The following is a 25,110-nucleotide window of genomic DNA, read 5'->3' on the forward strand; positions in this document are numbered from 1 at the left end:
GCGCCCATCGTAGGCAACGCGGGAGGTGGCGAAACGCTCGGGGTTGACATGCGAACGGGACCCGAAGCGCGCCGTCCCCACTGAGCCACGTCAGAACCCCGGGCGCTGCCGGTCAGAACAGCGTGGGTTCAGTCTGAAGTTCGGCCAGATTGGCACCTGCACCCTTCCCGACGCCGCCCGGAGAGTTCGCCGTGCGCCGCCACTCGCCCTGGTCGTCACGAGCGTCGACGCGCCGCGCCGGCTCCTTGCCCGCGGACGTCGACCCCATGGACCCGGTGTTCGGGTCCTCCGGCGCGCGCTCGAGGCCGTGGGCCTCGATCAGCGGCTTGAGGCGCGCGGCGAGCCAGCGGCGGTACTCCTTGGGCGCGTACGCGCCTTCGCCGTAGAGCTCCCGGTAGCGCGGGGTGAGATCTGGCCGATGCGTGTTCAGCCACCGCGCGTACCACTCCTTCACGCCGGGGCGCAGGTGCAGAGCGGTGTACGTGACGGAGGTGGCGCCCGCGGCCTTGATGCGCGCGAGCGCGCTGTCGAGGTGCTCCTCGGAGTCGGTGAGGAACGGCAGGATCGGCATCATGAAGACAGCGACGTCGAAGCCTGCCTCCGCCGCCGCGGTGACGGTCGCGAGACGCGCCTGGGTGGTGGGGGTGCCTGGCTCCATGGACTGCTGCAGCTCGTCGTCGGCGATCGCGATCGACAGCGCCAGGTCGACAGGCACCTGCGTCGCGGCCTCGGCGAGGCGAGGCAGGTCACGACGCAGCAGCGATCCCTTGGTGAGGATCGACAGCGGGGTGCCCGAGGCGGCGAGAGCGTCGATGATTCCCGGCATCAGCTTGTAGCGGCCCTCGGCCCGCTGGTACGGATCCGTATTGGTGCCGAGCGCCACGTGCTCCCGGGTCCAGGACTTCTTGGCGAGGTCCTTCTTGAGGGCCTCGACGATGTTGATCTTGACGATCAGCTGGCTGTCGAAGTCCTTGCCCTCGTCGAGCTCGAGGTACTTGTGGCTGGGTCGCGCGAAGCAGTAGACGCACGCATGCGAGCAGCCGCGGTACGGGTTGATGGTCCACGTGAAGGGGACGGCGCTGGACTGCCCCACCTTATTGAGCGCGCTCTTGGCCAGGACCTCGTGGAACACGATCCCTTCGAACTCTGGGGTGCGCACCGAACGCACGAGGTTGCCCATCCGCGCCAACCCGGGCAGCGCATCGGCGCTCTCAGCCGTGACCGCTTGACCTTCCCATCGCATGGCCCCATTCGAACACGCGTTCGACGCCGGGTCAATCAGCCTCGCTGAACTCCACTGCACGTCGGCCCGCGCGAACGTCGGCGAGCATCACCAGCGCCCGCGCCGACCGCGGCAGGTTGCCGATGCGCGGCAATCCGGGCAGTGCATCAGCGCTCGGGACCGTTCCCGCCAGGGCCGGTCCGCGGCGGGGTCAGCCCTCGATGTCGACCTGACGCACGGCGAGGGAGAACTCCGGAACCTCGCCCTCGGGCACGGCAATGTCGAGCGTCATCGCCGTCGCATCGTGGTGCTGCGGGGACGACACACTCCAGGTCACGTGGCTCACGTCGGCCGCCGGCTGGCCGATGCCGGCACTCTCGCGCCCACACATCTCTTCCGTGCCTGAGGCCACGAGACCCTGCAGATGACGAGTCTCGCCCGCTCCGCCGGGACGGCACGGCCCCAGCGCCATCCACTCGGTCGCCCAGAAGTGGTCGCTGGTCGCGGGATCCCACGTCAGCTGGACCCAGACCTCGCCTGCGGGCTCGCCGCTCGCCTGCCATGGCCACTGCGTCGCGCGCGCTTGCGTGGTCCACCACCCGCTCGCGACGGCACGGTAGTAGTCCTTCGCACCGTCCTCGTCCGGGAGGCGATACACGTCGACGCACACATCGGCCTGGCCGCTGGCGGTCACGGCGGCCGCGAACTCCGGGCGCAGGTCCGTCGCCGCCCAGATGAGAGGCTCGGCACACACCGTCTGCACGGGGCCCGTGAGCCCCGCATCCACGGCCGGCGTCACCACCGGCATGTCCTGAGCCCCGGGGGGAGCCTCCAGCGGCCCGTCATCGAGGTTTCCCCGCAGCACCATCCACAGGGCGAGCAACGCCAGGGCGGCCAGCACGAGCGCTCCCGTACGTAACGGAGTCCTCGCGGCCCGGCGAGCGGAGCCGACGCTCGCGCCGCCGCGCCCAGCGCTGTCCGAGGTGCCGAACATGCCGCCTCCCTCCAGGTCTGTCACCACCGATGCGGTCGTGGCTCGGAATGGCCTGGCGTGAGCATAGGGCCGCCAGACCCACGGAGGGAGGAGGCGGTCGCCACGACCTCGCGCCTGCATCGATCCGGAGACGCTCAGCCGGGCAAGCGCACCCCAGCCCACGCCCGCATCGGGCCTCCGCCATGAGCACTGGGACGTAGGTCCCTTGACCCTTTCTTGACGAACGCCATACTCGATGCAGGGCGACCCCGCGCTCCGGACCATGACTGCCGACACCCTCACCGCAGAGACCGTGACACCGCGCCGCTGCACGACCCACCCTTGCGAGGAGCCACCATGACCACTGCCCCCACCGCAGCCGCCCTGAGGGATGTCACCCTCGCCCCCGACGTGAGGCACGTGCTCGCCACTGCTCCCTCTGTGACGGTCCCGGCCACGCGGGCCGAGCTGTACGCGATCGCCCTCGGGCCCGACGGCGGCCCGGAGTTCTCGGTCGACTACGACGTCGACGGCGAGTCGATCACCGAGGCGACCGTGACGCGGTGCCGCAACGGCCTCGCGGTCAACTACCCCGAGGACTACATGCGCCGGCGCGACCCGCAGTGCATGGTCATTGCGGACTCGCGCCCCACCGACAAGACGCGCTTCGCCGACAGGTTCGGGCACGGCTTCGACGACACGCGCGCGGACACCCTCGCGTGGCTGGCGCGGCAGGACCTGGTGGTGGTGCCCTTCAAGGCCGGCGGACCCGTCCACGGATCGCCGTCGCTCGCGATCGTGCCCGTCAACGCCGCCTTCTTCGCGCTCGCGCTCGTCGACCTGCAGGGGTGGGTGACGCTCGACGCGCTGGGCCCATTCGACCCACGCTCGATCCTGTACGTCGCGCCCCCGTTCCGCCACAGCCACTTCGACGGTCGCCAGGTGGTGGTCCACGACCGCTCCGAGACGCTGCACGAGATCTTCGCCTACAACCTGTACCCGGGCCCGAGCGCCAAGAAGGGCGTGTTCTCGGTGCTGCTCGACATCGGCGAGGCCGAGGGGTGGATCACGGCGCACGCCTCGTCGGTGCGCGTCACCACCCCGTACGACAACGAGACCGTGGTGATGCACGAGGGCGCCTCCGGCGGCGGCAAGTCCGAGATGTGCCAGGACCTGCGCCGCGAGGACGACGGCCGCATCCTGCTGGGCGCGAACGTCGTCACCGAGGAGCCGTACTACATCACGCTGTCCGAGACCTCGGACCTGTCCCCCGTCACCGATGACATGACGCTGTGCCACCCTGCGGTCCAGGACGGCAGCGGGCGCATGGTGGTCGCGGACGCGGAGGATGGCTGGTTCGTGCGCGTCGACAACCTCCGCACCTATGGCGAGGACCCGCACCTCGAGCGCGCCGTGATCCATCCGGACACGCCGCTCGTGTTCTTCAACATCCACGGCGTCGCCGACGCCACCGTGCTGCCGTGGGAGCACACGCTCGACTCGACCGGCACACCCTGCCCCAACCCTCGCGTGGTGATCCCACGGCGCATGATCGAGGACATCGTCGACGAGCCGCAGCCCGTGGACGTGCGGACGTTCGGCGTGCGGATGCCGGCCTGCACGCGCGACCAGCCCAGCTACGGGATCATGGGCCTCGCTCACTTCGTCCCACCGGCGATCGCCTGGCTGTGGCGGCTGGTGGCGCCGCGCGGCGACAAGAACCCGTCGATCGGCGAGGCCGCCGATGCGCTCTCGACTCTCGAGCACGGCGGCATGGTCTCGGAGGGCGTGGGGTCGTACTGGCCGTTCTCGACCGGCACCAAGGTCGCCGCCGCGAACCTGCTGCTCGAGCAGCTCGTCACCTACGACCACACTCGGTACGTGCTCACCCCCAACCAGCACATCGGCGCGTACCACGTGGGCTTCTCCGCTGAATGGCTCACTCGCGAGTGGCTCGCTCGCAAGGGCGGGGGCCGCATGCGTGCCGAACAGCTCGAGCCCGCGCGGTGCGCGCTGTTCGGCTACACCCCTCACGAGATCACCCTGGACGGCCAGCCGGTGCGTCGGACGCTGCTGCGACCCGAGATGCAGTCGCAGGTCGGGTTCGAGGCGTACGACGAGGGCTGCCGCATCCTCACGGGATTCTTCAAGTCCGAGCTCGCTCAGTTCGTGACGCCGGACCTGTCCGACCTGGGTCGACGCATCATCGAGACGTGCCTCGCCGACGGCGACGTCTCGGACTACGAGGCGCTCACGCCCACGTACCTGTAGCGGGACGCCGACGCCGCGCGCACGCGTCCGGGTCGTCGTAACCTCGAAGGATGGCCGATGCGCTCGCCCCGGGGCCACCCGATGCGGGGGTCTTCGTGCGGGTCGCGTCGGTCGACGACGCGTCCGCGCTGGCCCGGCTGCTGTGGGACTTCACCACCGAGTTCGAGGCGCCCATCGACGCGATCGAGGTGCTCGACGCGCGGCTGCGGCGCCTGCTCGCGGGCCGTCGCTTCTGGGCACTGCTCGCGGGCGACCCTGCGGTGGGGTTCGTGACGCTCGCGATGAGGGAGTCGGCGCTCAGCGCGGGCCCGGTCGCCTACCTCGAGGACTTCTCCGTCGTGCCCCATCTCCGTGGGCGCGGCATCGGCTCCGCACTGATGGGCCGGCTGCTCGAGGAGGTATCGCGGCGCGGCATCGCCATGGTCGAGATCGGTGTGGACGAACCCGACGACGGTGCGCTGCGCTTCTACGAGCGTCACGGGTTCGTGCACCGCGACCCCGACACGGGCGACCGCGCCTTCTACCTGTACCGCGAGTGCGGCTGACCCGGCCCGCACGGACCGCGGCGCGGACCACCCGCGGCCCCGATACGTGACCTAGTGGCCGCCGCCCAGGTTCCCGGCGAGCCGATCGAGCCGGGTCTGGGTGTCCTCGTTCGCGCCCACGATGGTCACGGATTTGCCCTTCTTGGCGTACTTGTGGCGCACGGCGTCGAGGGCCGCCACGGTCGAGGCGTCCCAGACGTGCGCGCCCGAGATGTCGATCACGATGTTCTGCGGGTCGCCCGAGTACTCGAACTGGTAGATCAGGTCGTTGGACGAGGCGAAGAACAGCTCGCCCTCGACGGCGTACACGCGCTGGTCGTCCTCGTCCGTGGCGTCCAGCCGGGTCACCGTCGTGAGGTGCGCGATGCGGCGAGCGAACAGCACCATCGCGGTGAGCACGCCCACGCCCACGCCGATCGCGAGGTTGTGGGTCCACACCGTGATGACCACGGTGACGAGCATCACCGCGGTCTCCGACTTGGGCATCATCTTCAGCGTGCCCGGGTGAACCGAGTGCCAGTCGAAGGTGCCGACGGCCACCATGATCATCACCGCCACGAGCGCCGCCATGGGGATGGTCGCGACGGTGTCACCCAGCCCCACCACCAGAATCAGCAGGAACACTCCGGCCAGGAAGGTCGAGATGCGAGTACGGGCCCCGGAGACTTTCACGTTGATCATGGTCTGACCGATCATCGCGCAGCCGCCCATGCCCCCGAAGAAGCCCGTGACGATGTTCGCGGTGCCCTGGCCCCACGTCTCGCGCGTCTTGTTCGAGTGGGTGTCGGTGACGTCGTCCACGAGCTTGGCTGTCAGCAGCGACTCGATGATGCCCACCAGCGCCATCGCGAGCGCGTACGGTGCGATGATCTTCAGCGTCTCCAGATTGAGCGGAACGTCCGGGATGAACAGCGTCGGCAGCGAGTCGGGCAGTTCGCCCTCGTCGCCCACCGTCGGGACGTTGATGACCGCGATGAGGGCGGCGGCCGTGAGGAAGACGATCGCCACGAGCGGGGCAGGGACGACCTTGGTCCAGCGCGGCATCAGCACCATGATCACGATGCCGATCGCGACCATGGGGTACACGGCCCACGGCACGTCCGTGAGATGCGGGATCTGCGACATGAAGATCAGGATCGCCAGGGCGTTGACGAAGCCCACCATGACGGAGCGCGGGATGAACCGCATCATCTTGGCGACGCCGAGCAGGCTCAGCACCACCTGGAGCACGCCCGCCAGGATGACGGTGGCGATGAAGTAGTCCATCCCGTACTCGCGCGCGACCGGGGCGATCACCAGCGCGACCGCGCCGGTGGCCGCGGAGATCATCGCGGGCCGCCCTCCCACGAAGGCGATGGTGACGGCCATGGTGAACGAGGCGAACAGTCCCAAGCGTGGATCGACGCCAGCGATGATCGAGAACGCGATCGCCTCGGGGATGAGCGCGAGCGCGACGACCAGGCCGGCGAACACCTCGGTGCGCAGGCGGCGCGGCGACGTGAGCGCCGCCATCACGGAGAAGGACTCGTCGGCCTCGGGCGCGCCGTTCACGGGCTGCGGCGTGGGGGCGGGATCGGACAGGTATGGGCGGGCGTTATCGGACACGCGGCGTTCCTTCGTCTGTTGCGGGCGAGCACGCCCGAGGGGCGTCGCCGTGACGGCGCGGACCCTGGTGGGGACTGGACTGGAGCGCGCAACGCTGCGCGACGATTCTCGATGCCGGGCTACGGCTTCCGGGACGGGACCGGGGGCTCGAACGAGGCCGCCTCCCAGCCGCGCCCCACCCTACCCTCACGTGAGGGGAGACTGCGACCCCGCGCTGGTGGGACGCCGCACGGCGCGGCCTCGTCGAACCTTGGCAGGCTCACTCGCTGCTGGCGTCGAGCGAGGCCAGGGGGACGTCGGGGTGGGCGCGCTCGAAGGACCGCGCGTGCCAGATGTCGCGCAGGAGCGCGAGGATCACGCCGTCGGCGCGCCGCACGATCTCGATGCCGGGGTACCGCGCCACGACGGGGAGGTCGTCTGGTGCCACCTGGCGAGCGAGAGAGAACCCCATGGTGTCGAGGTGCATCGGCGCCGAGAACTCGTGCTCCATGCGGAACGCCGCGACCTCGAATTGGAGCGGCCCCACGGCCGCGAGCACGGGGTTCGCGTCTCCCCGTGCCTCCGAGATGAGCACCTGGACCACGCCCTCCTGCTGGAGCTGGCCGATCCCTTTGCGGAACTGCTTGGAGCGGCCGGGATCCTTGGCGCGGCCTACGGCGAAGTGCTCGGGCGCGAAGGCGGGCATCGGCGGGTACGCGACGTGCTTGCCGGACGGGTCGTAGATCGTGTCCCCCACCGCGAGAGAGCTGGCATTGACCAGGCCGACCACGTCGCCCGGGTAGGCCCGCTCGACCGTCGAGCGCTCGCGGCCGAAGACGGACAGCGCGTACTTGGTGGCGAAGGGTCGCTTCGTGCGCGCGTGGGTGACGACCATGCCCCGCTCGAACACTCCAGAGCACACACGGATGAACGCGACATGGTCGCGATGCTGCTTGTCCATCCCGGCCTGCATCTTGAACACGAAGCCACTGAACGGGGTGTCGACGGGGCGGTCCTCGCCTGCCTCGTCGGGGCGCGGCAGGGCGGACGGGGCGAGGTCGATCACCACGTCGAGCAGCTGCTTGACGCCGATGTTGCTGAGCGCGGCGCCGAACATGAGCGGGGTCGACTCTCCGCGGCGGAACGCCTCGCGGTCCACGGGCTCGAGCAGCTGCGCCTCCTCGTGGGCGGCCACGTAATCGTCGCCGAGCTCACGGGCGGCCTCGTCGGCGTCGAGCACCGTCTCGACGGCGACGGCTGCGCCGCCGGGGGCGCGCTGGTAGGTGCGCACGCTGCCGTCCGTCGGGTCCAGCAGGCCGGCGAACTGGCCCGCGACGCCGATGGGCCACGTCACGGGCGCGGGGCGCAGGCCGATGCGCTGCTCCAGCTCATCGCACAGGTCCAGCACCTCGCGGCCGGGGCGGTCCCACTTGTTCACGAACGTGATGACGGGCACGCCGCGGCGGCGGCACACGTCGAAGAGCTTGAGCGTCTGCGGCTCGAGACCCTTGGCAGCATCGAGGAGCATCACGGCCGCGTCGACGGCCGTCAGCACCCGGTAGGTGTCCTCGGAGAAGTCGGCGTGGCCGGGGGTGTCGACAAGATTCACGATGTGGTCGCCGTAGGCGAACTGCAGCGCGGCGGACGTGATCGAGATGCCGCGCTTCTGCTCGACCTCCATCCAGTCCGACACCGTGCCCGCGCGGTCGCCCTTGCCGTGGACGGCGCCGGCCGATTCGATCGCGTGCGCGTGCAGCGCGAGGGCCTCGGTCAGGGTCGACTTTCCGGCGTCGGGGTGGGAGATGACGGCGATGCTGCGGCGGCGATCCGACTCCTGGGCCACGCTTCCCGCGTGGAGGACGGGCGCCGTCACCGGTCCCGACCCGCGCTCTCGTGGTGTCGGGCCTGCTGACGGGATTCGCGCCGCAGGCTGTGCGCGAACTCCTCAGCGGTCTCGAGCTGCGACCGCAGGCTCGCGCAGCGCTCGTCGGCCGCGGCCTCGAACATGCCGAGTCGCTCGTGGGCGCTGGCGCGGGCGGCGGGCGCGAGGTCGTCGCGATCCAACTCGTCGAGCACGCCCAGCAGGTCGCGCATCTCGTCCAGGCTGAAGCCCAGCGGCTTCATCCGCTTGACGAGCATCAGGCGCGCGATGTCCGAATCGGTGTAGAGCCGGAACCCGCCGTGCGAGCGGGCGGAGGGCGTGATCAGGCCCACCTCTTCGTAATAGCGGATGGTGCGCAGCGACAGCCCGGTGCGCTCCGCCGCCTCGCCGATCTGCTTGTGGTCGTCCATGCTCATCCCTGTCGTCGACCCACTAGCCTATCCGCGACCGGCGCCCCGACTCGTCGCACTCATCGCGAGACGGCGCACCTCGCTCGCCGCTCCCGGGGCACAGACGGTGTCGCCGCCGAGCGCCGCACGGTCATCTGCGGCGCCGGCACCGCCTGGCAGCAGCGCCGATGCGCGGGCCGGGGCCAGCGCGAGCCTCGCCCGCGCACTCACTCCCCCTCGGAGGGGCCGAGCGAACCCTCCCCGTCGGCGAGATCCGCGAGCGCCGCCACCGCATCGGCCGCCCGCTCGCGCGGCACGAACACGTGATCGTGATGGAAGCCGGCCACCACATTGGCGGCGATCCCGGCGTCGGCCAGCGCTCCTGCGACGGCGGCGGTGAGCCCCACCGCCTCCAGCGCGGACTCGACGGTCAGCGTGAGGCGAGCGCTCGGGAAGGTGAACTCAAGGCCGTGACGCGATGCGGCGTCGATCGGGAGCACCAGGCTCCAGCCCTCGGCCTCGCGCACGGTCGCGACCGCGTCGATGAGCGCTCCGGCAGCGGCGAGCCCCTCCATGGAGGCCCACACGTACGTCACGGGATCGAGTGCGGGACGCATGGTCGCGATGAGGGTGTCGAGGTCGCGCTCGCCTGGCATGGCTCGAGCGTACCGACCGCGACGGCCGGGAGGCCATCGGTCCGGGCCGGAACGCGGCGGACACGCCGGAGGTCCCATACGCACGCCGATGCGGGGGCCTAGGTTGTGGGGAGCGACCACCTGGAGGAACTGTGACCGACCGAGCCGACATGCGAGCGAAGATGGCGGAGGTTCCCGTCGAGGATGCCGCACGCACCGAGTACGAGAAGCTCGCCGACGACGAGTGGTTCCGGTACCGTGCCGGCCCGGAGCTCGCCGACATGCAGCGCGCCACGATCGCCCGGCTGCGCGAGCTCGGCGGCCTGTACTTCGAGGACCCGGCGGCGGCGACGCGCATGCTCGAGGACCTCGTGGGCGAATGCGGGCCGGGGCTCGACTTCCGTCCGCCGATCTACCTTGAGTACAAGGAGCGGGTGCGGTTCGGCTCCAACGTCTTCATCAACGCGAACCTGATGATCCTCGGCAGCGGCATCGTGACCATCGGCGACAACGCGCTGATCGGCCCGGAGACCCGCTTCTACACCGTGAATCACGCCTTCGACGTCGAGCTTCGACGCGAGGGGTGGGAGCGTGCGTTCCCGATCACGCTCGAGCCCGACGTCTGGCTGGGCGGCTCCGTGGTGGTGTGCCCGGGCGTCACCATCGGTCGCGGCGCCGTCGTGGCCGCGGGCGCCGTGGTCACCAAGGATGTGCCGCCGGGCACGCTCGTCGCCGGCAACCCGGCCCGAGTGGTGCGCGAGCTGTAGACACCGGCCGCTCGGGCGTCAGCTGCCCGTGGCCTTTCGATATCCGGCACCATCCTCCCGTCGGATGCGCTCCCAATGCGAACGCATCGGACCGTCGACTGAGGGCATCGTCGCGCGCCACGCGTAGCTGGTGGGCCACCGCCGGAACACCGGGATCACGGTCGTCACCGTGCGCATGAGCCACGGCAGCCCGCGCGGCCGCCATCGGCGCGTGACGGCGAGGTGGACCTCGGCGCGGTCGGCGGCACCCGCCACGGTCCAGGTTCCGCCCGTGAGGGTGCACCCGTCCACGCCGATGCGCCACTCGCCTGCGTGCTCGTCTCCCGCGTCGACGCGGCGCAGGTCGGGAAACGCCGGCCTGAACGCGATGCGCGCCACGGTGTCCCCCGTCGTCGCCGTGATGGCGCTCACTGCGGTGCCGTCACGCGCCAGTTCGACGGAGCCGGGCCCTCCCGCCGTCGCGGGAGCGTCGAGGTCGCGGTTGACCTCGATGACGCGCAGGCCTGCGGCGTACTTGATGAGGTGACGGTGGTGAAGTGCGGCTCCGGGAAGGCGGCCGACGGACGCGTCGTCGCCGTCGATCCGGATCACCGGCTCGTGGTCGCGGACATCGCGCACCAGGTCGAACTGCGGCATCCACACCAGCATCAGCGACGTGGGCTGGTCGATGCCGTCGCCCACGGGCGCCAGCAGCGCCCCGCGCCGGCGGGGGCGACCGTCACGGTCGTCGATCACGATCTCGACGGGGCGTCCGTCGACGTCCGTGAACGCCACGTGAGCGGTGACGCCGTCCTCGGCCACCTCGAGAGCCGCGGCCGCGAACTTGGTCTCGTTCCACGATCGCAGTCCGCCGCCTATTCCGAACATCCTGCGGTCCAGTCGAAGACCGGGCTCGACGTAGTAGTCGATGGTGCGATCAGCACGGCGGCTGAGGAACGCCACCATGCCGGTGCCGTGCTCGGAATCGTCGAAGCGCTGGACCTCGAAGCCGTCATAGAGAGGATGGTCGGCGAGCTCGGCGTTGAGCATCGCCGCCATCTCATTCATGCGGAGGGACATGGGACACACCGGTGCGGCGTGCGGTGGGGGCGCACTCTCGCGCTCACCCACGCTGTCGTGGTCACTCCTGGCGGTCACGGCGCTCCCTCGGACTGCGACTCGCTCTCGACGTTAGCCTCTCGCCAGCGGAGCCGCGCAGGACTTAGGTCACGCCTGCCGGGCGGCCTCCGCCCGCCTGCGGCGATGCCGCGCGGGCGAGACCATTTCACGTACAATCCCTCCATGCCCGACGGCCATAGTCCTGAGCGCCGGCCCGCGGTGTCGCCCTTGGCGAGCACTCGCGGCCCGGCGCCTACTCCCGACCATTCCCGCGCTGTGTCCCCCGCCTCGGCGAGCCAGGCACCCGCAGGGCACGACCGCATCGGCCCGGTGTCATGATCGAAGCGTGGCTGCTCCTGCTGCTCGTGATCGTGCTCATCGGTCTCAACGCACTGTTCGTCGCCGCTGAGTTCGCGTTCGTCACGGTCGACCGTCCCGCGGTCGACAAGGCCGCCGCCTCGGGCGACAAGCACGCCGCGTCGCTCAAGGCGGCGCTGAAGAAGCTCTCGACTGAACTCTCCGGCGCCCAGCTGGGCATCACGGTGACGAGCCTTCTCGTGGGATTCATTGCGGAGCCATCCATCGCAACGCTGCTGCGGGGACCCCTCCAGACCCTGGGCGTGCCCGAGGGATCGGCCCTCGCGGTGTCGTTCACGGTCGCATTCATCATTGCGACCTCGACCCAGATGATCTTCGGCGAGCTGGTGCCCAAGAACTGGGCCATCGCCGAACCGATGCGCATCGGCCGCGCGGTCGCCGGCGCCAACCGTGGGTTCACCTGGTTCATGGGACCACTCATCCGCGTGCTCAATGGCAGCGCCAACCGCATCGTGCGCGCCCTCGGCATCGAGCCGCGCGAGGAGCTCGCCTCAGCGAGGTCGGCGCAGGAGCTCGAGTCGCTCGCGGAGCGCTCGGCGGCGCAGGGCACGCTCGAGCCCCGGGTGGCCCGCAGGCTCGCCCGCGCCTCCGAGATGAAGGACACCACCGCCTCCGACGCCATGACGCCGCGCACGCGCGTGCAGTTCCTGGACGCCGACGACACCGTGGTCGAGCTGCTGCAGCTCGCGTCCAAGACGGGACACGCACGGTTCCCCGTCATCGGCGAGAGCGTGGACGACATCATCGGCGTGGCCCACTTCAAGGCCGGCCTCGCCGTGCCGGTGCGACAGCGCAAGTCGACGACCATGCGGGACATCTGCCTGCCCGTGGACTCCGTCCCGTCCACCATGCCGCTGAGCTCGGTGCTCGACGCGCTGCGCAAGGGCTCGCAGGTGGCGCTCGTGGTCGACGAGTACGGCGGCACCGACGGCGTCGTGACGCTCGAGGACCTGGTCGAAGAGATCGTGGGCGAGATCGAGGACGAGCAGGACCGTCCGGTGTCGCGCTTTCGCCGCATCGGTGAGCGCCGCTGGTCCCTGTCCGGACTGCTGAGGCCCGACGAGGCAGGCGACATCATGCACCTCGACATGCCCGATGCGCGCGAGTCCGACACCCTCGGCGGCCTCATCACCGAGCACCTCGAGCGGTTCCCGCGCGTGGGCGATGAGATCGAGGTCGAGGCGCGCGACGAGGACCACCGGGACGAGGACGACATCCCCACCCAGGTGGTCGTGCGCATGACGGTCACGCGTCTCGACGGCCATCGAGTGGACCGACTCATCGTCGAGGCGCTCCCACCCGAGGACGGCGACGAGGACGGCAACGGCGGCGGGCGTGGACGCGAGGGCCTGCGCGACAGCATGCGCGGCCGCCGCGGCGAGGGCCGCCACGACGACGACGGCCACCCGGAGGCCGATGCCGACGGAGCGCGTGCCGCCTCGGCCACTGGCTCGGAGGGCACCCATGCCTGACTATCTCGCGATTCTCATCGCCATCGCGCTGCTGCTGGGCAACGCGTTCTTCGTCGGCGCCGAGTTCGCGCTGATCTCGGCGCGGCGCACGCAGATCGAGCCGCGCGCGGCCGAGGGCTCCTATCCCGCTCGCATCACCGTGCGCGCCATGGAGAAGGTGTCGCTCATGATGGCCGGCGCGCAGTTGGGCATCACCATGTGTTCGCTTGGCCTCGGTGCCATCGGCGAGCCGGCGGTGGCGCACCAGCTCGAGAAGCCCCTGGACGCGATCGGCGTGACGGGGCCGTGGCTCCACGGCATCGCGTTCACCATCGCGCTCGCCATCGTGGTCTCGCTCCACATGGTGCTCGGCGAGATGGTGCCCAAGAACATCGCAATCGCGGGACCGGAGCGGTCCGCCATCCTGCTCGGCCCCCCGCTCTACCTCATCGTGACCATCCTCAAGCCGCTCATCTGGCTGTTGAACGCCGTGTCGAACACCGTGCTGCGGGCGCTCAAGGTGGATCCGACGGAGGAGGTCGCGTCGGCATTCAATGCGGACCAGGTCGCCGCCTTCGTGGCGCAGTCCCGCCAGGAGGGACTGCTGGACGAGGAGTCGCACCGCGTCATGACGGGGTCGATCTCGTTGTCCTTCGAGACCGTGCGCGACGTCCTGACGCCGCGCTCCGAGCTCGTGACGCTGCCGGTCGACGTCACGCCGCAGCGCGCCCAGAAGGAGTGCGTGAAGACGGGTTTCTCACGCTTCCCGCTGGTGGGCGACGACGGTGAATACGTCGGTTACCTGCACCTCAAGGACTTTGTCAGCGTCGAGCGGGGACACGCCACCAAGCCGATCCCCGACGATGCCGTGAGGCCGTTGTCGTTCATCCCTGCGGACGCGTCGCTCGAGGAGGCGCTGACCGCGATGCAGGCGCGAGGCGCCCACATCGCGCTGGTGCGTGACGACGACGGGAACGTGGTGGGAGCGGCGATGCTCGAGGACGTCATCGAGCGTCTGGTGGGCGAGGTCGTGGACGCGGGCCAGGTCGTGGTCGCCGAGAGCTGACGCTCTGACCGGTCGGCCCTCCTGACCTCCTGACCTGCGGGCCCTGCGCGGCCGTGGGACGGCCAACAGTCGCCCCGTGAGCATTCCCGTGTTCCCTGGATCGCCTCCCCGCAGTGGGGCGGAGCTGCGCACGAGGACCACAGCGTGCGGTGGCAGAGCCGGTCGCCGTTCGGTCAGTTCACCATGGTCGTCATCGGGCCCGATGCCCCCGCCCTCGCGGTGCAGATCATGGTCGATACGCTCGAGGAGCCCGACGTGGACCCTGACTGTCGTCAGCTCGACTGCGGGATCCCCTGCGGCTGAGCCCGCGGTCACCGGCCGCGCCGAGCGGGCGGTCAGCCCTTGGAACGCCTGAAGGCGCCGCGGCCGGCCGAGGTCAGCACGATGCGGTCCACCTTGCGGTTCGCCAGGCGGTAGATCACGTAGATGAGCCAAAGCCCACCCGTGAGCAGCACCAGGATCGAGTTCCAGAACCACCCCATGCGGCGGGTGCGCACCAGCACCACCTGCGACCGTGTGCGGGACTCGACGCCGTAGCCGCGTGAGACATAGCTCGCAACCTCGGCGTCCATCGCCTTGTTCGTCATGATGCCTCCTCGTCGTCGAAGGGCATCGGGTTGCCACGATGCCGTCCCAACCACACTACCGACGTCACGAGCCCACCCCAGATCACGGCGGCCGTGACGATCAGCAGTGCCCACGCATCGGCGCTCATGACGCTCCCCCGTCCGTCGCGGGATCATGCTCCGACGGCGCCCTCGCGGCGGCGGCACGGTCCGGGACCCCCAGCTGGGCGCGAGTGGGCCAGGCGACGAACTCGTGGTCGTCTCCGCGGCTCCACCGCACGAGCGGCATCACGAGAGCCGCGACCAGCAGCACGGCGACCGCTCCCCATCCGAACACCACGAGGAACCACCCGGGGTAGCCGTCGTAGCCCTCGGTGGCGAGACGCACGGTCGTGTCGATGAGCATGTACACCAGCAGCACGGCGACCGCATTGACGACCACCAGCCAGACGCGCCCCACCTTGACGCTCGACAGCACGGTGAGGTGGCGCGCGAGTTCACGCCCGCGCCGACCGCACCACAGCGTCACGGCGATCATCGCGACGGCCCCCACGACGATGCCGACCTGGTTGGCCCACTGGTCCACCACGTCCAGCACATACAGCGCGGTCGTGGTGCCGAACAGCAGCATCGAGAGCGTCGCCGAGGTGAGCCCCACGGTCAGTGCCCCGCGCCGGGGCGTCCACCCGAACTTGTCCTGCAGCGCCGAGCTCACGGACTGCAGCACGGAGATCAGCGACGTCAGCCCCGCGATCACCAGGGACGCGAAGAACAGCGCGCCGAACCACTGGCCGCCGGGCATCTGCGCGATCACCGCCGGGAACGTCACGAACGACAGCTGCACCCCGGCGATCCCCTCAAGATCCGCCACCGCGACGCCCTCGCGGGCCGCCAGGAAGCCCAGGGTCGCGAACACGCCCAGCCCGGCGAGCAGCGAGAACGAACTGTTGCCGAATGCCACCACGAGCGCGGGGCCGGCGAGGTTCGATCGCCGCTCCCGGTACGAGGCGTAGGTGAGCATCACGCCGTACGCAAGCGACAGGGAGAAGAACACCTGGCCGTAGGCGGCGATCCACACGTCGGGGTTGGTGAGCGCGGAGAAGTCGGGAGTGAACAGCGCCTCGACCCCTTGGGCCGCTCCATCCAGCATCAAGGCCCGCACCACCAGGATGCCGAAGGTGGCGACCAACAGCGGGATGCCGATCACGTTGAGCTTCTCGACGCCGTGCGCGACTCCCAGCGCGAGCACCAGGATCGCGACCGCCCAGATCGCTGCAAGCGGGATCAGAACGCCCGGGACGAAGTCCAGTCCCACGCCCACCTCGCCGAGCTGCAGAAACTCGTCGTTGAAGAAGCCGGCCGGGTCCCCCGCCCATGCGAGGTCGAAGCTGAAGAAGAAGTAGCTCAGCGCCCACGCGATGATCACCGTGTAGTACAGCCCGATCACGAAGCAGATGGCGACGTGCCACCACCCCACGCCCTCGGCACGGCGGGAGATGCGGCGGAATGCCAGCGGCGCGGAGCCGCGGAAGCGGTGGCCGATCGCGTTCTCGAGGAACAGGATCGGGATGCCCGCCGTGATGAGCGCCACCAAGTAGGGGATCATGAAGGCTCCCCCGCCGTTGTCATAGGCCTCGCCGGGGAAGCGCCAGATGTTGCCCAGCCCCACCGCAGAGCCGATCGCCGCCAGAATGAACGCCGTCTGGCCGGACCAGTGCTCGCGCCTGCTCCCCACCGCGGTCGCCGCGGGTTCGCTGCCGGGAGGCGCGCTTGCGGCCGATGCGCGGGTGGGGTCTGCGGGCATGCTCACCTCAGGTCTGGTGCGGGTCCTGCTGGTGCGGGCCAGACGGGCCCGAACTGGCACCAACATACGTGAAGCAGGGCCGATGCGCGGACTGGGGCCCTCTCCTCTCCGCTTCTTCTCCCGCCGCCTTCTCTCGCCTCCTTGTCTCGCCTCCTTGACTCGCCGCCTTCTCTCGCCTCCTTGTCTCACCACCTCCTCTCACCGCCGCCGCGGACGGCTGGGCGTGAGAAACTCGCTCCATGCCGCCGATCCCCCGCGCCCCGCAGCGCGGCGACCTCATCCTCGGCATCGTGGTCGCGGCACTCGCCCTCGCCATGCTCGCGATCCTTCCTGCGCTCGCCAGCGTCGACCCCGAGGCCGCCGTCGACATGCCGGGGCCCCGCGACTGGCAGTGGTGGGCCGTCGCGGCAGCAGTCGTCGTGCAGGGCGCAAGGATGGCGTGGATATCGTCGGCCCCGCGTCATGTGCTCGTTGCCACGGCCGCCGTCGCGCTGGTGGCATCGCTCGTCCCGCTCGGTGAGGCATCGGGCATCACACTGGTCGCGGTGATCGCCGCCGCCTATGTCGCGACGCGGCAGCGCGCATCGGCCGAGTCCTGGACGCCCTGGATCCTCGCGACGGTCCTCACCGCCGCCGCCGGGACCATCGCCAACGTGCGCCTCGACGGCGGCCTGTGGATCCCTCTCGCCGCCGCGATCGGCCAGGCCATCGTGGTCATCGGCATTCCCACCGCGATTGCGGCGGCGGTGTCGGCGCGTCATGCGATGGCCGCCTCTCGCGAGCGCGAGGCCACGGCGCGCGCCGGCGAGCTCGAGGCCCGCACCCAGGCCGCCATCGCCGCCGAGCGCACCGCGATCGCCCGCGAGCTGCACGACATCGCCGCGCACCATCTGTCCGGCATCGCGCTGATGTCCTCGGCCATCGCGCAGCAGATCGACACCGACCCCGCCACCGCGAAGGCCGGGCTGGCGGACGTGCGCGCCCAGACCCGCACCCTGCTCGACGAGCTGCGCGGGCTGGTCGCGCTGCTGCGGCAGGACGACGGCGCCTCGGTGGACGTCGAGTCGCTCGCGGGGCTCGAGACGCTGATCCCCGCCGCCCGGGCGCGCGGCCTCGACGTGACTCTCACGGTCGCCGACGGGACCACCATTCGCGCGCTCTCCCGGGGCATCGGCCCGCTGGGGCAGTTCGCGGCGTACCGCACCGTCCAGGAGGCGCTTGCCAACGCGGCGCGTCACGCACCGGACGGACGCTGCGACGTCGAGCTTCGCGACGCCGGTGGCGCTCTCGAGATCGTCGTCAGCAACGGTCCGGCGACGCCCGATGCGGCGGTCGCGGCCGGTACCCACGGTGAGGGCGGGTTCGGCCTGCGAGGAATGGAGGAGCGCGCCGCTCTGACGCGGTCGCGTCTCACCTACGGTCCCACCGAGGACGACGGTTGGCGCGTGGCCCTGCGGGTGCCGCGCGAGACCGGCCACGACACTGCGTCTTCCCCCACGACGCTTCCGACCTCAATGCCTTCTTCCTCAGTGCCTCCTTCCTCAACGCCTCCTTCCTCAGTGCCTTCTCCACCAACGCCTTCTCCAACAGCGCCTTCGCCTACGACGAAGCCGGGAGCGCTGCCATGATCCGCGTGCTCATCGCCGACGACCAGGGGCTGGTACGCGCCGGACTCACTGCCCTGCTGGGCGCCGCATCGGGCATCGAGGTGGTGGGCGCCGCCGTGGACGGCGACCAGGCGGTCGCGATGGCCAAGGAGCTGCGGCCGGACGTGGCCTGCGTGGACGTGCGCATGCCCGGCCGGGACGGCATCAGCGTCACTCGCGAGCTGTGCTCCCCGGACGCCGAGCACCCGATCCCCGTCCTGATTCTCACCACCTTCGCCATCGACGACTCCGTCTTCGCCGCGCTGGAGGCGGGCGCATCGGGATTCATGCTCAAGGACTCGGAGCCCGAGGAGATCGTGGCCGCGGTGCGCTCGGTCGCCGCCGGCAATGGCACTCTCGACGGCTCGCTGACCCGCACCGTGATCCGGGAGTTCTCCCGACGCCGCCAGACCCAGCCCGTCACCGTCGCGAACGGCTCCGACCTGCTGTCACCCCGCGAGCTCGACATCCTGCTGCTGCTCGCGCAGGGGATGTCCAACGAGGACATCGCGCGTGAGCTGGTGCTCGAGGTGTCGACGGTGAAATCCCACGTGTCGCGCATGCTCCCCAAGATCGGCGTGCGATCCCGACTGCAGGCGGTGGTGTGGGCGTACCAGCACCGCGTCGTCGAGGTGGATGGCTAGGGCACGAGCCCCTCGCCCCAGGCGCGACCTGGCCATCTGCCCTCGCAATGCTTACGGTAGGGACATGGATCTCGCCGAGCAGGGCCTTGACCGCACCGACCTCGACTGGTTCAAGTCGGCGGTGTTCTATGAGGTGCTCATCCGTTCCTTCCGGGACTCGTCCGGCGACGGAGTGGGCGACCTGAAGGGCCTCACCGAGAAACTCGACTACCTCGAATGGCTGGGAGTCGACTGCCTGTGGCTGCCCCCGTTCTTCCCGTCGCCCCTCAAGGACGGCGGCTACGACGTCGCGGACTACACCGCAGTCGCCGAGGACATCGGGACCATCGAGGACTTCCAGGAGTTCCTCGACCAGGCGCACTCGCGCGGCATCCGCGTGATCATCGACGTGGTCATGAACCACACCTCGGACCAGCACCCGTGGTTCCAGGCGTCGCGCAGCGACCCCGAGGGGCCGTACGGCGACTTCTACGTGTGGAACGACTCGGACGAGCCGTACTCCGAGGCCCGGATCATCTTCGTGGACACCGAGAGCTCCAACTGGACGTGGGACCCAGTGCGCCAGCAGTACTTCTGGCACCGGTTCTACAGCCACCAGCCGGACCTCAACTTCGAGAACCCCGCCGTGCACCAGGCCATGATCGACGTGCTGAAGTTCTGGCTCGACCGTGGCGTCGACGGGTTCCGCCTGGACGCGGTCCCCTACCTCTACGAGGAGGAGGGCACCAACGGCGAGAACCTGCCCCGCACGCACGACTTCCTGAAGACGGTGCGCTCCTACGTGGACGAGAACTACCCGGGCCGCGTGCTGCTCGCCGAGGCGAACCAGTGGCCCGCGGACGTGGTCGACTACTTCGGCGATCCCGCCAAAGGCGGCGACGAATGCCACATGTGCTTCCACTTCCCGGTGATGCCGCGCATCTTCATGGCGGTGCGGCGCGAGTCGCGCTACCCCATCAGCGAGATCCTCGACCAGACGCCTGCCATCCCCGAGCACTGCCAGTGGGGCATCTTCCTGCGCAACCACGACGAGCTCACCCTCGAGATGGTGACCGACGAGGATCGCGACTACATGTGGAAGGAGTACGCCACCGACCCACGGATGAAGGCCAACATCGGCATTCGACGGCGGCTCGCTCCCCTGCTCGACAATGACACCAACCAGATGGAGCTGTTCTCGGCCCTGCTGCTCAGCCTGCCGGGATCGCCGGTGCTGTACTACGGCGACGAGATCGGCATGGGCGACAACATCTGGCTGGGAGACCGCGACGGCGTGCGCACGCCGATGCAGTGGACCCCCGACCGCAACGCCGGCTTCTCGCGAGCGAACCCGGGCAAGCTGTCGCTGCCTCCGGTCATGGACCCCGTGTTCGGCTACCAGTCGGTCAATGTCGAGGCGCAGCAGGAGAGCAGCTCATCGCTCCTGCAGTGGACCCGACGGATGATCCATGTGCGCCGTCAGCACTCCGCGTTCGGCCGCGGCAGCTTCTTCGACCTGGGCGGGTCCAACCCGTCGGTCTTCTCATACCTGCGGGAGGACGGTGACGACGTGATGCTGTGCGTCAACAACCTCTCTCGCTTCCCGCAGCCGGTCGAACTCGACCTGCACCAGTTCAGCGGTTCGCAGCCCGTGGAGATGCTCGGCGGCGTGGAGTTCCCCGCCATCGGGGAGCTCCCGTACCTGCTGACCCTCGCCGGATACGGCTTCTACTGGTTCCGGATAAGCCGGTCGGCTCTCTCGGAAGGAACCTTGCCATGAGTCAGTGGACAGAACGCCCCGAACTGAGCGCCTACTTGGCGCGCCAGCGGTGGTTCGGCCAGGGCCAGGTCGAGGTCCCCATCACCGAGGTGCGCGAGCTCGCATGGCTGAGCGACCCTGCGGAGGGCCTGGGCGTGAGATTCGAACTGGTCACCGCCGGCTCGATGTTCAATGTGCCGCTGTCGTACCGTCAGCACCCCCGCGAGGACCTCTCCTACGGATTCGTCGGCGCCGCGTCGCTCGACGGCGAGGTGTTCTACGTCTACGACGCCCTCCACGACCCCGAGGCGCGCGGCATCCTGCTGCGCGGATTCGCCGAGGGCCAGTCGGGCCCCGGCGACATCGAGTACTCGCGCATCGACGGCTTCGCACTCGAGTCCCACGAGGACAACGTGCTGCTCTCCGCGGAGCAGAGCAACACCTCCGTGATCGTGGGCGAGAGCCTCATCAAGTTCTTCCGCAAACTGGCTCCGGGTCGCAACCCCGACATCGAGATCCAGGCGGCGCTCACGGAGCTCGGGTCCGAGGAGATCTCTCCGCTCGAGGGGTGGATCTCCGCCGGAGACATCGACCTCGCGATGATCGGCGTGTTCCAGAGGTCCGCGACGGATGGCTGGGACACCGCCCGGACGAGCGTGCGGGCCCTCCAGGACGATGCGGTGCGGGCCCGCGAGGCCGGCGGGGACTTCGCCGGCGAGTCCGAGCGGCTGGGCCACACGCTCGCCGTCGTGCACGAGCAGATGCGGCAGACGCTTCCCACGGCGACGTGGGGTTCTGAGGAGGTCGCCGCGCTCGTCGGACGGCTCACGTCCCGCCTGGACCAGGCGGTGGCGATGCACGAGTCCGTGGGCGCCTACGCCGACCGGGCTCGGGCGGCCTACGCCGCGGTCGCGTCGGGTGAACCCGTCGAGGTGCAGCGCGTGCACGGCGATTTCCACCTGGGACAGACGCTCCGCACCACGTCTGGGTGGAAGATCATCGACTTCGAGGGCGAGCCGGCGCAGCCGCTGGCCGACCGGGTGCGGCTGGACTCGGTCGCGCGCGACGTGGCCGGCCAGCTGCGATCGCTGGACTACGCGGCGCACTCCGTCGCGATCGTCACCGGCGTCGAGGAGACCGAGTACGTCGACGACTGGGTGCGACGCAACCGCATCGCGTTCCTGCGCGGCTACGGCTACGAGGACTCCGAGACTGCGGCGGCCCTGCTCCACGCGTATGAGATCGACAAGGCCCTCTACGAGGTGGTCTACGAGTCGAACTATCGGCCGGATTGGGTCCAGATTCCGCTGCGAGCGCTGGAGCGGCTGCTGTAGGTCGGTCGGCTGCGTCCAGACGCCAGGTCCGGCGACCGATGCGCCGACCGGCGGGCAGTGCGCTGTATCGAGCGAGCAGGCGCTACGCCGGCACCGCGCCGTCGGTGTCGGCGTCGGCGTCGCGAGACTGATCAGTGTGCAGCAGGTGACGGGCGCGTTCGATCGCGCTGGGAGTGTCGGCGAACACGTGGTCGCCGGCGACGAGGTGAGCAGCCACGCCCAGGCTGGCCATCACCGCGTCGTGGCCAGGCTTGATGCCCGAGAGCATCACCACGATGCCCCGCTTCTCGAGCCGAGTGATCGCGTCACCGAGCACCTGAGCGCCGGTCGCGTCGAGCGTCGTCACCCGTGACATGCGCAGGATGACCACCCGCACATCGGCGATCTCGGACAGCTCCAGCAGGAACCGATGCGCCGCCGCGAAGAACAGCGGCCCGTCCAAGCGGTAGGCGACGATGTGCTCGCTGAGGAGCGCGTGCTCCTCCTCGGTGTAGTCGCCCGCCTCGAGGGGCACCTGCTCCACGCGGGCGCTGCGAGCCACAGCGCGCAGCGCGAGCAGTCCGGCCACCGCGATGCCGATGATGACCGCGGTCACGAGGTCGATCGCCACGGTCGCAGCAAAGGTCAGGACCAGGATGACGGCGTCGCCCTTGGTGGCCCGGGCGAGGGCCCTGAGCGACGCGAACTCGACCATCCGCACGGTTGTGGCGAACAGCACCCCGGCCAACGCCGCAAGCGGGATATGGCTCACCAGCGTCGAGGCCACCAGGATCACCATGAGCAGCACCACGGAGTGGGTGAGCGCGGCGAGCTTGGAGCTGGCGCCGGCGCGCACGTTGACCGCGGTGCGGGCGATCGCGGCCGTCGCGGGAATCCCGCCGAACAACGGGGCGGCGATGTTGGCCAGTCCCTGGCCGAACAGCTCCTTGTCGGGGTGGTGGCGTTCGTTGACGCTCATGCCGTCGGCCACGGTTGCGCTGAGCAGGCTCTCGAGGGCCGCGAGCGCGGCGACCGCCACGGCCGCGGTCGCCAAGGTGCCCATCGCGCCGATGTCCAGGAAGGCCAGCGACGGGGAGGGCAGCCCGGCGGGCAGATCACCCAGGGGCGCGAGGTCCACCGGCGTGACGACAGCCACGAGAGTGGCGATGACCACCGCCACCAGCGAGAACGGCAGCGCGGGCTTCCAGCGGGCGCCAGCCAGGATCATCGCGGCGACCGCGATCGACATGACGAGTGGTGCGGGGTTCGGGTTCGTGGCGAACTCCCCCACGGCCTCGGCCGCGAGGGCCCACACCTTCTCACCCTCGAGGCCCGTGACCCCGAGCGCGACGGGCACCTGTTGCAGCGCGATCACGACGGCGATGCCTGCGGTGAAGCCCTCGATCACCGGGGCGGGCAGGTAGCGCACGTAGCGGCCCAGGCCGGCGACGGCCATCACGATGAGCGCGACGCCGGCCATCAGCCCCACCATCAGCACGCCGGACGATCCGAACTGGGCCACGATGGGCACCAGCACCACGGTCATCGCACCGGTGGGACCCGAGACCTGGAGGTTGGAGCCTCCGAAGATGGCGGCGACGGCGCCGGCGACCACGGCGGTGGCCAGACCGGCCTGCGCTCCGAGGCCCGACGCGACGCCGAAGGCCAGCGCGAGCGGCAGGGCCACGATGGCGACCGTCACCCCGGCGATCAGGTTCCGGCGGGGGTCGCGGCGCACCTCTCGCCAGTCGTCGCGGCCGGGCAAGAGGGACACCACCTTGCCCCACACGGTGCGCGCCGGACGGGCGGCTCCTGTCCAGGCGACGCTCACGTCTGGTTCGGCTCTGAGGACGCTCCGGCGGGCATCTCGGTGCGGAGCTCGGCCAGCAGGTCCTCTTGACTGGTCAGCATTGAGGCGAGGATTCTGCGCGCGGAGCCCATCAGCTCGGCGACGTCGGGGGTGCTCAGGCGGTACATCACGGTGGCGCCCTCGCGATACGAGCTGACGATGCCGGACCTGCGCAGCACGGCCAGCTGCTGCGAGAGGTTCGAGGCTTCGACCTCGATCTCGCCCAGGAGTTCTCGGACCTGCTTGGGCTCCTCGAGCAGGAGTTCCAGCACGCGGATGCGGACGGGGTGACCCAGGGTGCGGAACAGCTCGGCTTTGGCCTGGTGCAACGGAACAGCCATGGTGTCGTCACGCTTTCGTCGGGTGTGCAGGTCGGGGCGGTCGTCGGGGTTCGCAGTCCACCGCTTCCTGATCACGGCTTCCTGGGCCACAGTTCACTTGCCACAGGTCGAGCAGGGCTGCGAGGCGGGCGAGGTTCGATGATCTCACTGATTGACAACTTCTTCAAGTGCACACATGGCGAAGTGCCGATGTCCGCCCTTGAGCAAGACCCGTTCCGAGGTTCGCGACGCACTTTGCTCAAGCGGCGGCGAACCGCGATTCGGATGGAGCCTCACCCAGGGTTTCGGTACGGTCGAGGAACGGCCCGACGCCGATGCTCACACCAAGGAGGCAGCTGATGCCAGGCCAGACGCCTTCACGGCAGACGCACCACCGCAGTGCAGTCGTTGCATGCCTGATCGCTGCAAGCATGATCGTCGCATCGCAGCTCCCACCGTTCGCCCCCGATGCCGTGTGGCTGTGGGCCCTCGCGCTGATCGTCCTCACCGGGGGGTTCGCGACCACGTTGCGTCCACGCACTGCGGCGCGGCACCGGTAGTCGACGCCCACCCGGGGGCGCCATCAGTCGGCTCAGTGTCACGCCAGCCGAGCGCACTTGCGCGAGCGTCAGAGGCTCCGATTCAGACTGGCGCCGTCGTCACGGCCGCACCGTCGCGGAGTAGATCAGCTGGGTCTCGATCGGGTCGACGAGCCAGGGCTCGCCCGGATGCGATCGCGCGAAGAACATCAGCACCCGGCACGGCCTCAGTTCGGCCGCATGCTCGCGAGCCCAGTCCAGCACCTCGATGGCGTTACGACTGCGAACGTCCCAGGCTTCCATCGCGTTCGCCAGCGCGGGCCCGCCCGTCCAGAATTCGAGCCGGTACCGAGGCACGTCCTCGATCTCCGAGATGGCGTTGCGCTCGTCGACCATCTGCTTCTGCATGCGTCCCCTTCGTCGGTCACGG

24 protein-coding genes are annotated in these 25,110 nt (G+C 69.9%); 11 read left to right on the plus strand and 13 right to left on the minus strand.

Translation table 11 applies throughout. The features are described 5' to 3' along the window. Positions 1-112: 112 nt before the first annotated feature. Positions 113-1,243 carry an Rv2578c family radical SAM protein gene (locus tag AOP72_RS07345; RefSeq protein ID WP_084631485.1) on the minus strand — a complete coding sequence of 377 codons (1,131 nt, stop codon included), beginning with the start codon at positions 1,241-1,243 and terminating at the stop codon, positions 113-115. 190 nt (positions 1,244-1,433) lie between these two features. Further along, positions 1,434-2,216, minus strand: coding sequence for a hypothetical protein (locus tag AOP72_RS07350; RefSeq protein ID WP_152650289.1), 783 nt, complete (start codon positions 2,214-2,216; stop codon positions 1,434-1,436). A gap of 336 nt (positions 2,217-2,552) precedes the next feature. Here AOP72_RS07350 and AOP72_RS07355 point away from each other — a divergent pair, with 336 nt between their 5' ends. Both AOP72_RS07355 and AOP72_RS07360 read left to right on the plus strand, forming a co-directional pair. After that, positions 2,553-4,466, plus strand: coding sequence for a DUF4914 family protein (locus tag AOP72_RS07355; RefSeq protein ID WP_062134426.1), 1,914 nt, complete (start codon positions 2,553-2,555; stop codon positions 4,464-4,466). A gap of 50 nt (positions 4,467-4,516) precedes the next feature. Further along, positions 4,517-5,011, plus strand: a complete 495-nt coding sequence (locus AOP72_RS07360; protein WP_062134428.1) for a GNAT family N-acetyltransferase — start codon at positions 4,517-4,519, stop codon at positions 5,009-5,011. A gap of 51 nt (positions 5,012-5,062) precedes the next feature. On the opposite strand, the gene AOP72_RS07365 is transcribed toward AOP72_RS07360, so the two are convergent. The 4 genes from AOP72_RS07365 to AOP72_RS07380 all read right to left on the minus strand — a co-directional run bounded on the left by AOP72_RS07365 (position 5,063) and on the right by AOP72_RS07380 (position 9,522). Further along, positions 5,063-6,523 (minus strand): SulP family inorganic anion transporter, encoded by a 1,461-nt coding sequence (locus AOP72_RS07365; RefSeq protein ID WP_152650400.1) that lies wholly within the window; start codon positions 6,521-6,523, stop codon positions 5,063-5,065. Between the two features lie 352 nt (positions 6,524-6,875). After that, a complete protein-coding gene (locus AOP72_RS07370) occupies positions 6,876-8,468 on the minus strand; it encodes a peptide chain release factor 3 (protein WP_062134432.1) in 1,593 nt (530 codons plus the stop codon). Next, a complete protein-coding gene (locus tag AOP72_RS07375) occupies positions 8,465-8,893 on the minus strand; it encodes a MerR family transcriptional regulator (protein WP_062134435.1) in 429 nt (142 codons plus the stop codon). The genes AOP72_RS07370 and AOP72_RS07375 overlap by 4 nt, the downstream gene beginning before the upstream one ends. Positions 8,894-9,093: 200 nt before the next feature. Beyond that, positions 9,094-9,522 (minus strand): ACT domain-containing protein, encoded by a 429-nt coding sequence (locus AOP72_RS07380; protein ID WP_062134438.1) that lies wholly within the window; start codon positions 9,520-9,522, stop codon positions 9,094-9,096. Positions 9,523-9,653: 131 nt separating this feature from the next. Here AOP72_RS07380 and AOP72_RS07385 point away from each other — a divergent pair, with 131 nt between their 5' ends. Beyond that, positions 9,654-10,268: a DapH/DapD/GlmU-related protein gene (locus tag AOP72_RS07385; RefSeq protein WP_238581636.1), complete on the plus strand. Its 615-nt coding sequence runs from the start codon at positions 9,654-9,656 to the stop codon at positions 10,266-10,268. Positions 10,269-10,286: 18 nt separating this feature from the next. Here the strand turns inward: AOP72_RS07385 and AOP72_RS07390 are convergent, their stop codons facing one another. Continuing rightward, positions 10,287-11,315, minus strand: a complete 1,029-nt coding sequence (locus AOP72_RS07390; RefSeq protein ID WP_152650290.1) for a hypothetical protein — start codon at positions 11,313-11,315, stop codon at positions 10,287-10,289. A gap of 386 nt (positions 11,316-11,701) precedes the next feature. Between AOP72_RS07390 and AOP72_RS07395 the strand changes: the two genes are divergently transcribed. From AOP72_RS07395 to AOP72_RS13580, 3 genes are all read left to right on the plus strand, one after another. Then, a complete protein-coding gene (locus AOP72_RS07395) occupies positions 11,702-13,216 on the plus strand; it encodes a hemolysin family protein (protein ID WP_084631489.1) in 1,515 nt (504 codons plus the stop codon). Continuing rightward, on the plus strand, positions 13,209-14,261 hold the full coding sequence (locus AOP72_RS07400) for a hemolysin family protein (RefSeq protein WP_062134444.1): 1,053 nt from the start codon (positions 13,209-13,211) through the stop codon (positions 14,259-14,261). Before AOP72_RS07395 ends, AOP72_RS07400 begins: the two co-directional genes overlap by 8 nt. Before the next feature lie 144 nt (positions 14,262-14,405). Further along, a complete protein-coding gene (locus AOP72_RS13580) occupies positions 14,406-14,564 on the plus strand; it encodes a hypothetical protein (protein ID WP_193746382.1) in 159 nt (52 codons plus the stop codon). A 32-nt stretch (positions 14,565-14,596) separates the two neighbouring features. On the opposite strand, the gene AOP72_RS07405 is transcribed toward AOP72_RS13580, so the two are convergent. From AOP72_RS07405 to AOP72_RS07410, 3 genes are read right to left on the minus strand one after another with little or no spacing between them, the layout of a single operon-like run. Further along, a complete protein-coding gene (locus AOP72_RS07405) occupies positions 14,597-14,848 on the minus strand; it encodes a DUF8108 domain-containing protein (RefSeq protein WP_062134447.1) in 252 nt (83 codons plus the stop codon). Then, positions 14,845-14,976, minus strand: a complete 132-nt coding sequence (locus AOP72_RS13400) for a MetS family NSS transporter small subunit (RefSeq protein ID WP_152650291.1) — start codon at positions 14,974-14,976, stop codon at positions 14,845-14,847. The genes AOP72_RS07405 and AOP72_RS13400 overlap by 4 nt, the downstream gene beginning before the upstream one ends. Beyond that, the gene (locus tag AOP72_RS07410) at positions 14,973-16,631 is read right to left on the minus strand and encodes a sodium-dependent transporter (RefSeq protein ID WP_084631492.1); all 1,659 of its coding nucleotides are present in this window, start codon (positions 16,629-16,631) and stop codon (positions 14,973-14,975) included. Before AOP72_RS07410 ends, AOP72_RS13400 begins: the two co-directional genes overlap by 4 nt. Positions 16,632-16,870: 239 nt before the next feature. Between AOP72_RS07410 and AOP72_RS07415 the strand changes: the two genes are divergently transcribed. From AOP72_RS07415 to AOP72_RS07430, 4 genes are all read left to right on the plus strand, one after another. Beyond that, a complete protein-coding gene (locus AOP72_RS07415; RefSeq protein WP_062134451.1) occupies positions 16,871-18,259 on the plus strand; it encodes a sensor histidine kinase in 1,389 nt (462 codons plus the stop codon). Continuing rightward, complete coding sequence (locus tag AOP72_RS07420) at positions 18,256-18,921, plus strand: response regulator (protein WP_062134454.1); 666 nt, start codon at positions 18,256-18,258, stop codon at positions 18,919-18,921. The genes AOP72_RS07415 and AOP72_RS07420 overlap by 4 nt, the downstream gene beginning before the upstream one ends. 64 nt (positions 18,922-18,985) lie before the next feature. After that, positions 18,986-20,680, plus strand: coding sequence for a maltose alpha-D-glucosyltransferase (gene treS, locus AOP72_RS07425; protein WP_062134457.1), 1,695 nt, complete (start codon positions 18,986-18,988; stop codon positions 20,678-20,680). Continuing rightward, the gene (locus tag AOP72_RS07430) at positions 20,677-21,993 is read left to right on the plus strand and encodes a maltokinase N-terminal cap-like domain-containing protein (RefSeq protein ID WP_062134460.1); all 1,317 of its coding nucleotides are present in this window, start codon (positions 20,677-20,679) and stop codon (positions 21,991-21,993) included. The genes treS and AOP72_RS07430 overlap by 4 nt, the downstream gene beginning before the upstream one ends. An 82-nt stretch (positions 21,994-22,075) precedes the next feature. On the opposite strand, the gene AOP72_RS07435 is transcribed toward AOP72_RS07430, so the two are convergent. Further along, a complete protein-coding gene (locus tag AOP72_RS07435) occupies positions 22,076-23,803 on the minus strand; it encodes a SulP family inorganic anion transporter (RefSeq protein ID WP_238581637.1) in 1,728 nt (575 codons plus the stop codon). Beyond that, positions 23,800-24,237: an ArsR/SmtB family transcription factor gene (locus AOP72_RS07440; protein WP_238581638.1), complete on the minus strand. Its 438-nt coding sequence runs from the start codon at positions 24,235-24,237 to the stop codon at positions 23,800-23,802. Before AOP72_RS07440 ends, AOP72_RS07435 begins: the two co-directional genes overlap by 4 nt. A 335-nt stretch (positions 24,238-24,572) precedes the next feature. Here AOP72_RS07440 and AOP72_RS13890 point away from each other — a divergent pair, with 335 nt between their 5' ends. After that, entirely contained in the window at positions 24,573-24,701 is a 129-nt protein-coding gene (locus AOP72_RS13890; RefSeq protein WP_274519728.1) for a hypothetical protein, read from the plus strand. Between the two features lie 99 nt (positions 24,702-24,800). Here AOP72_RS13890 and AOP72_RS07450 read toward each other — a convergent pair whose 3' ends face one another. Beyond that, entirely contained in the window at positions 24,801-25,088 is a 288-nt protein-coding gene (locus tag AOP72_RS07450) for a hypothetical protein (protein ID WP_062134470.1), read from the minus strand. Positions 25,089-25,110 lie beyond the last annotated feature (22 nt).

The organism is Demequina aestuarii (assembly GCF_000975095.1).
Taxonomy (GTDB): domain Bacteria; phylum Actinomycetota; class Actinomycetes; order Actinomycetales; family Demequinaceae; genus Demequina; species Demequina aestuarii.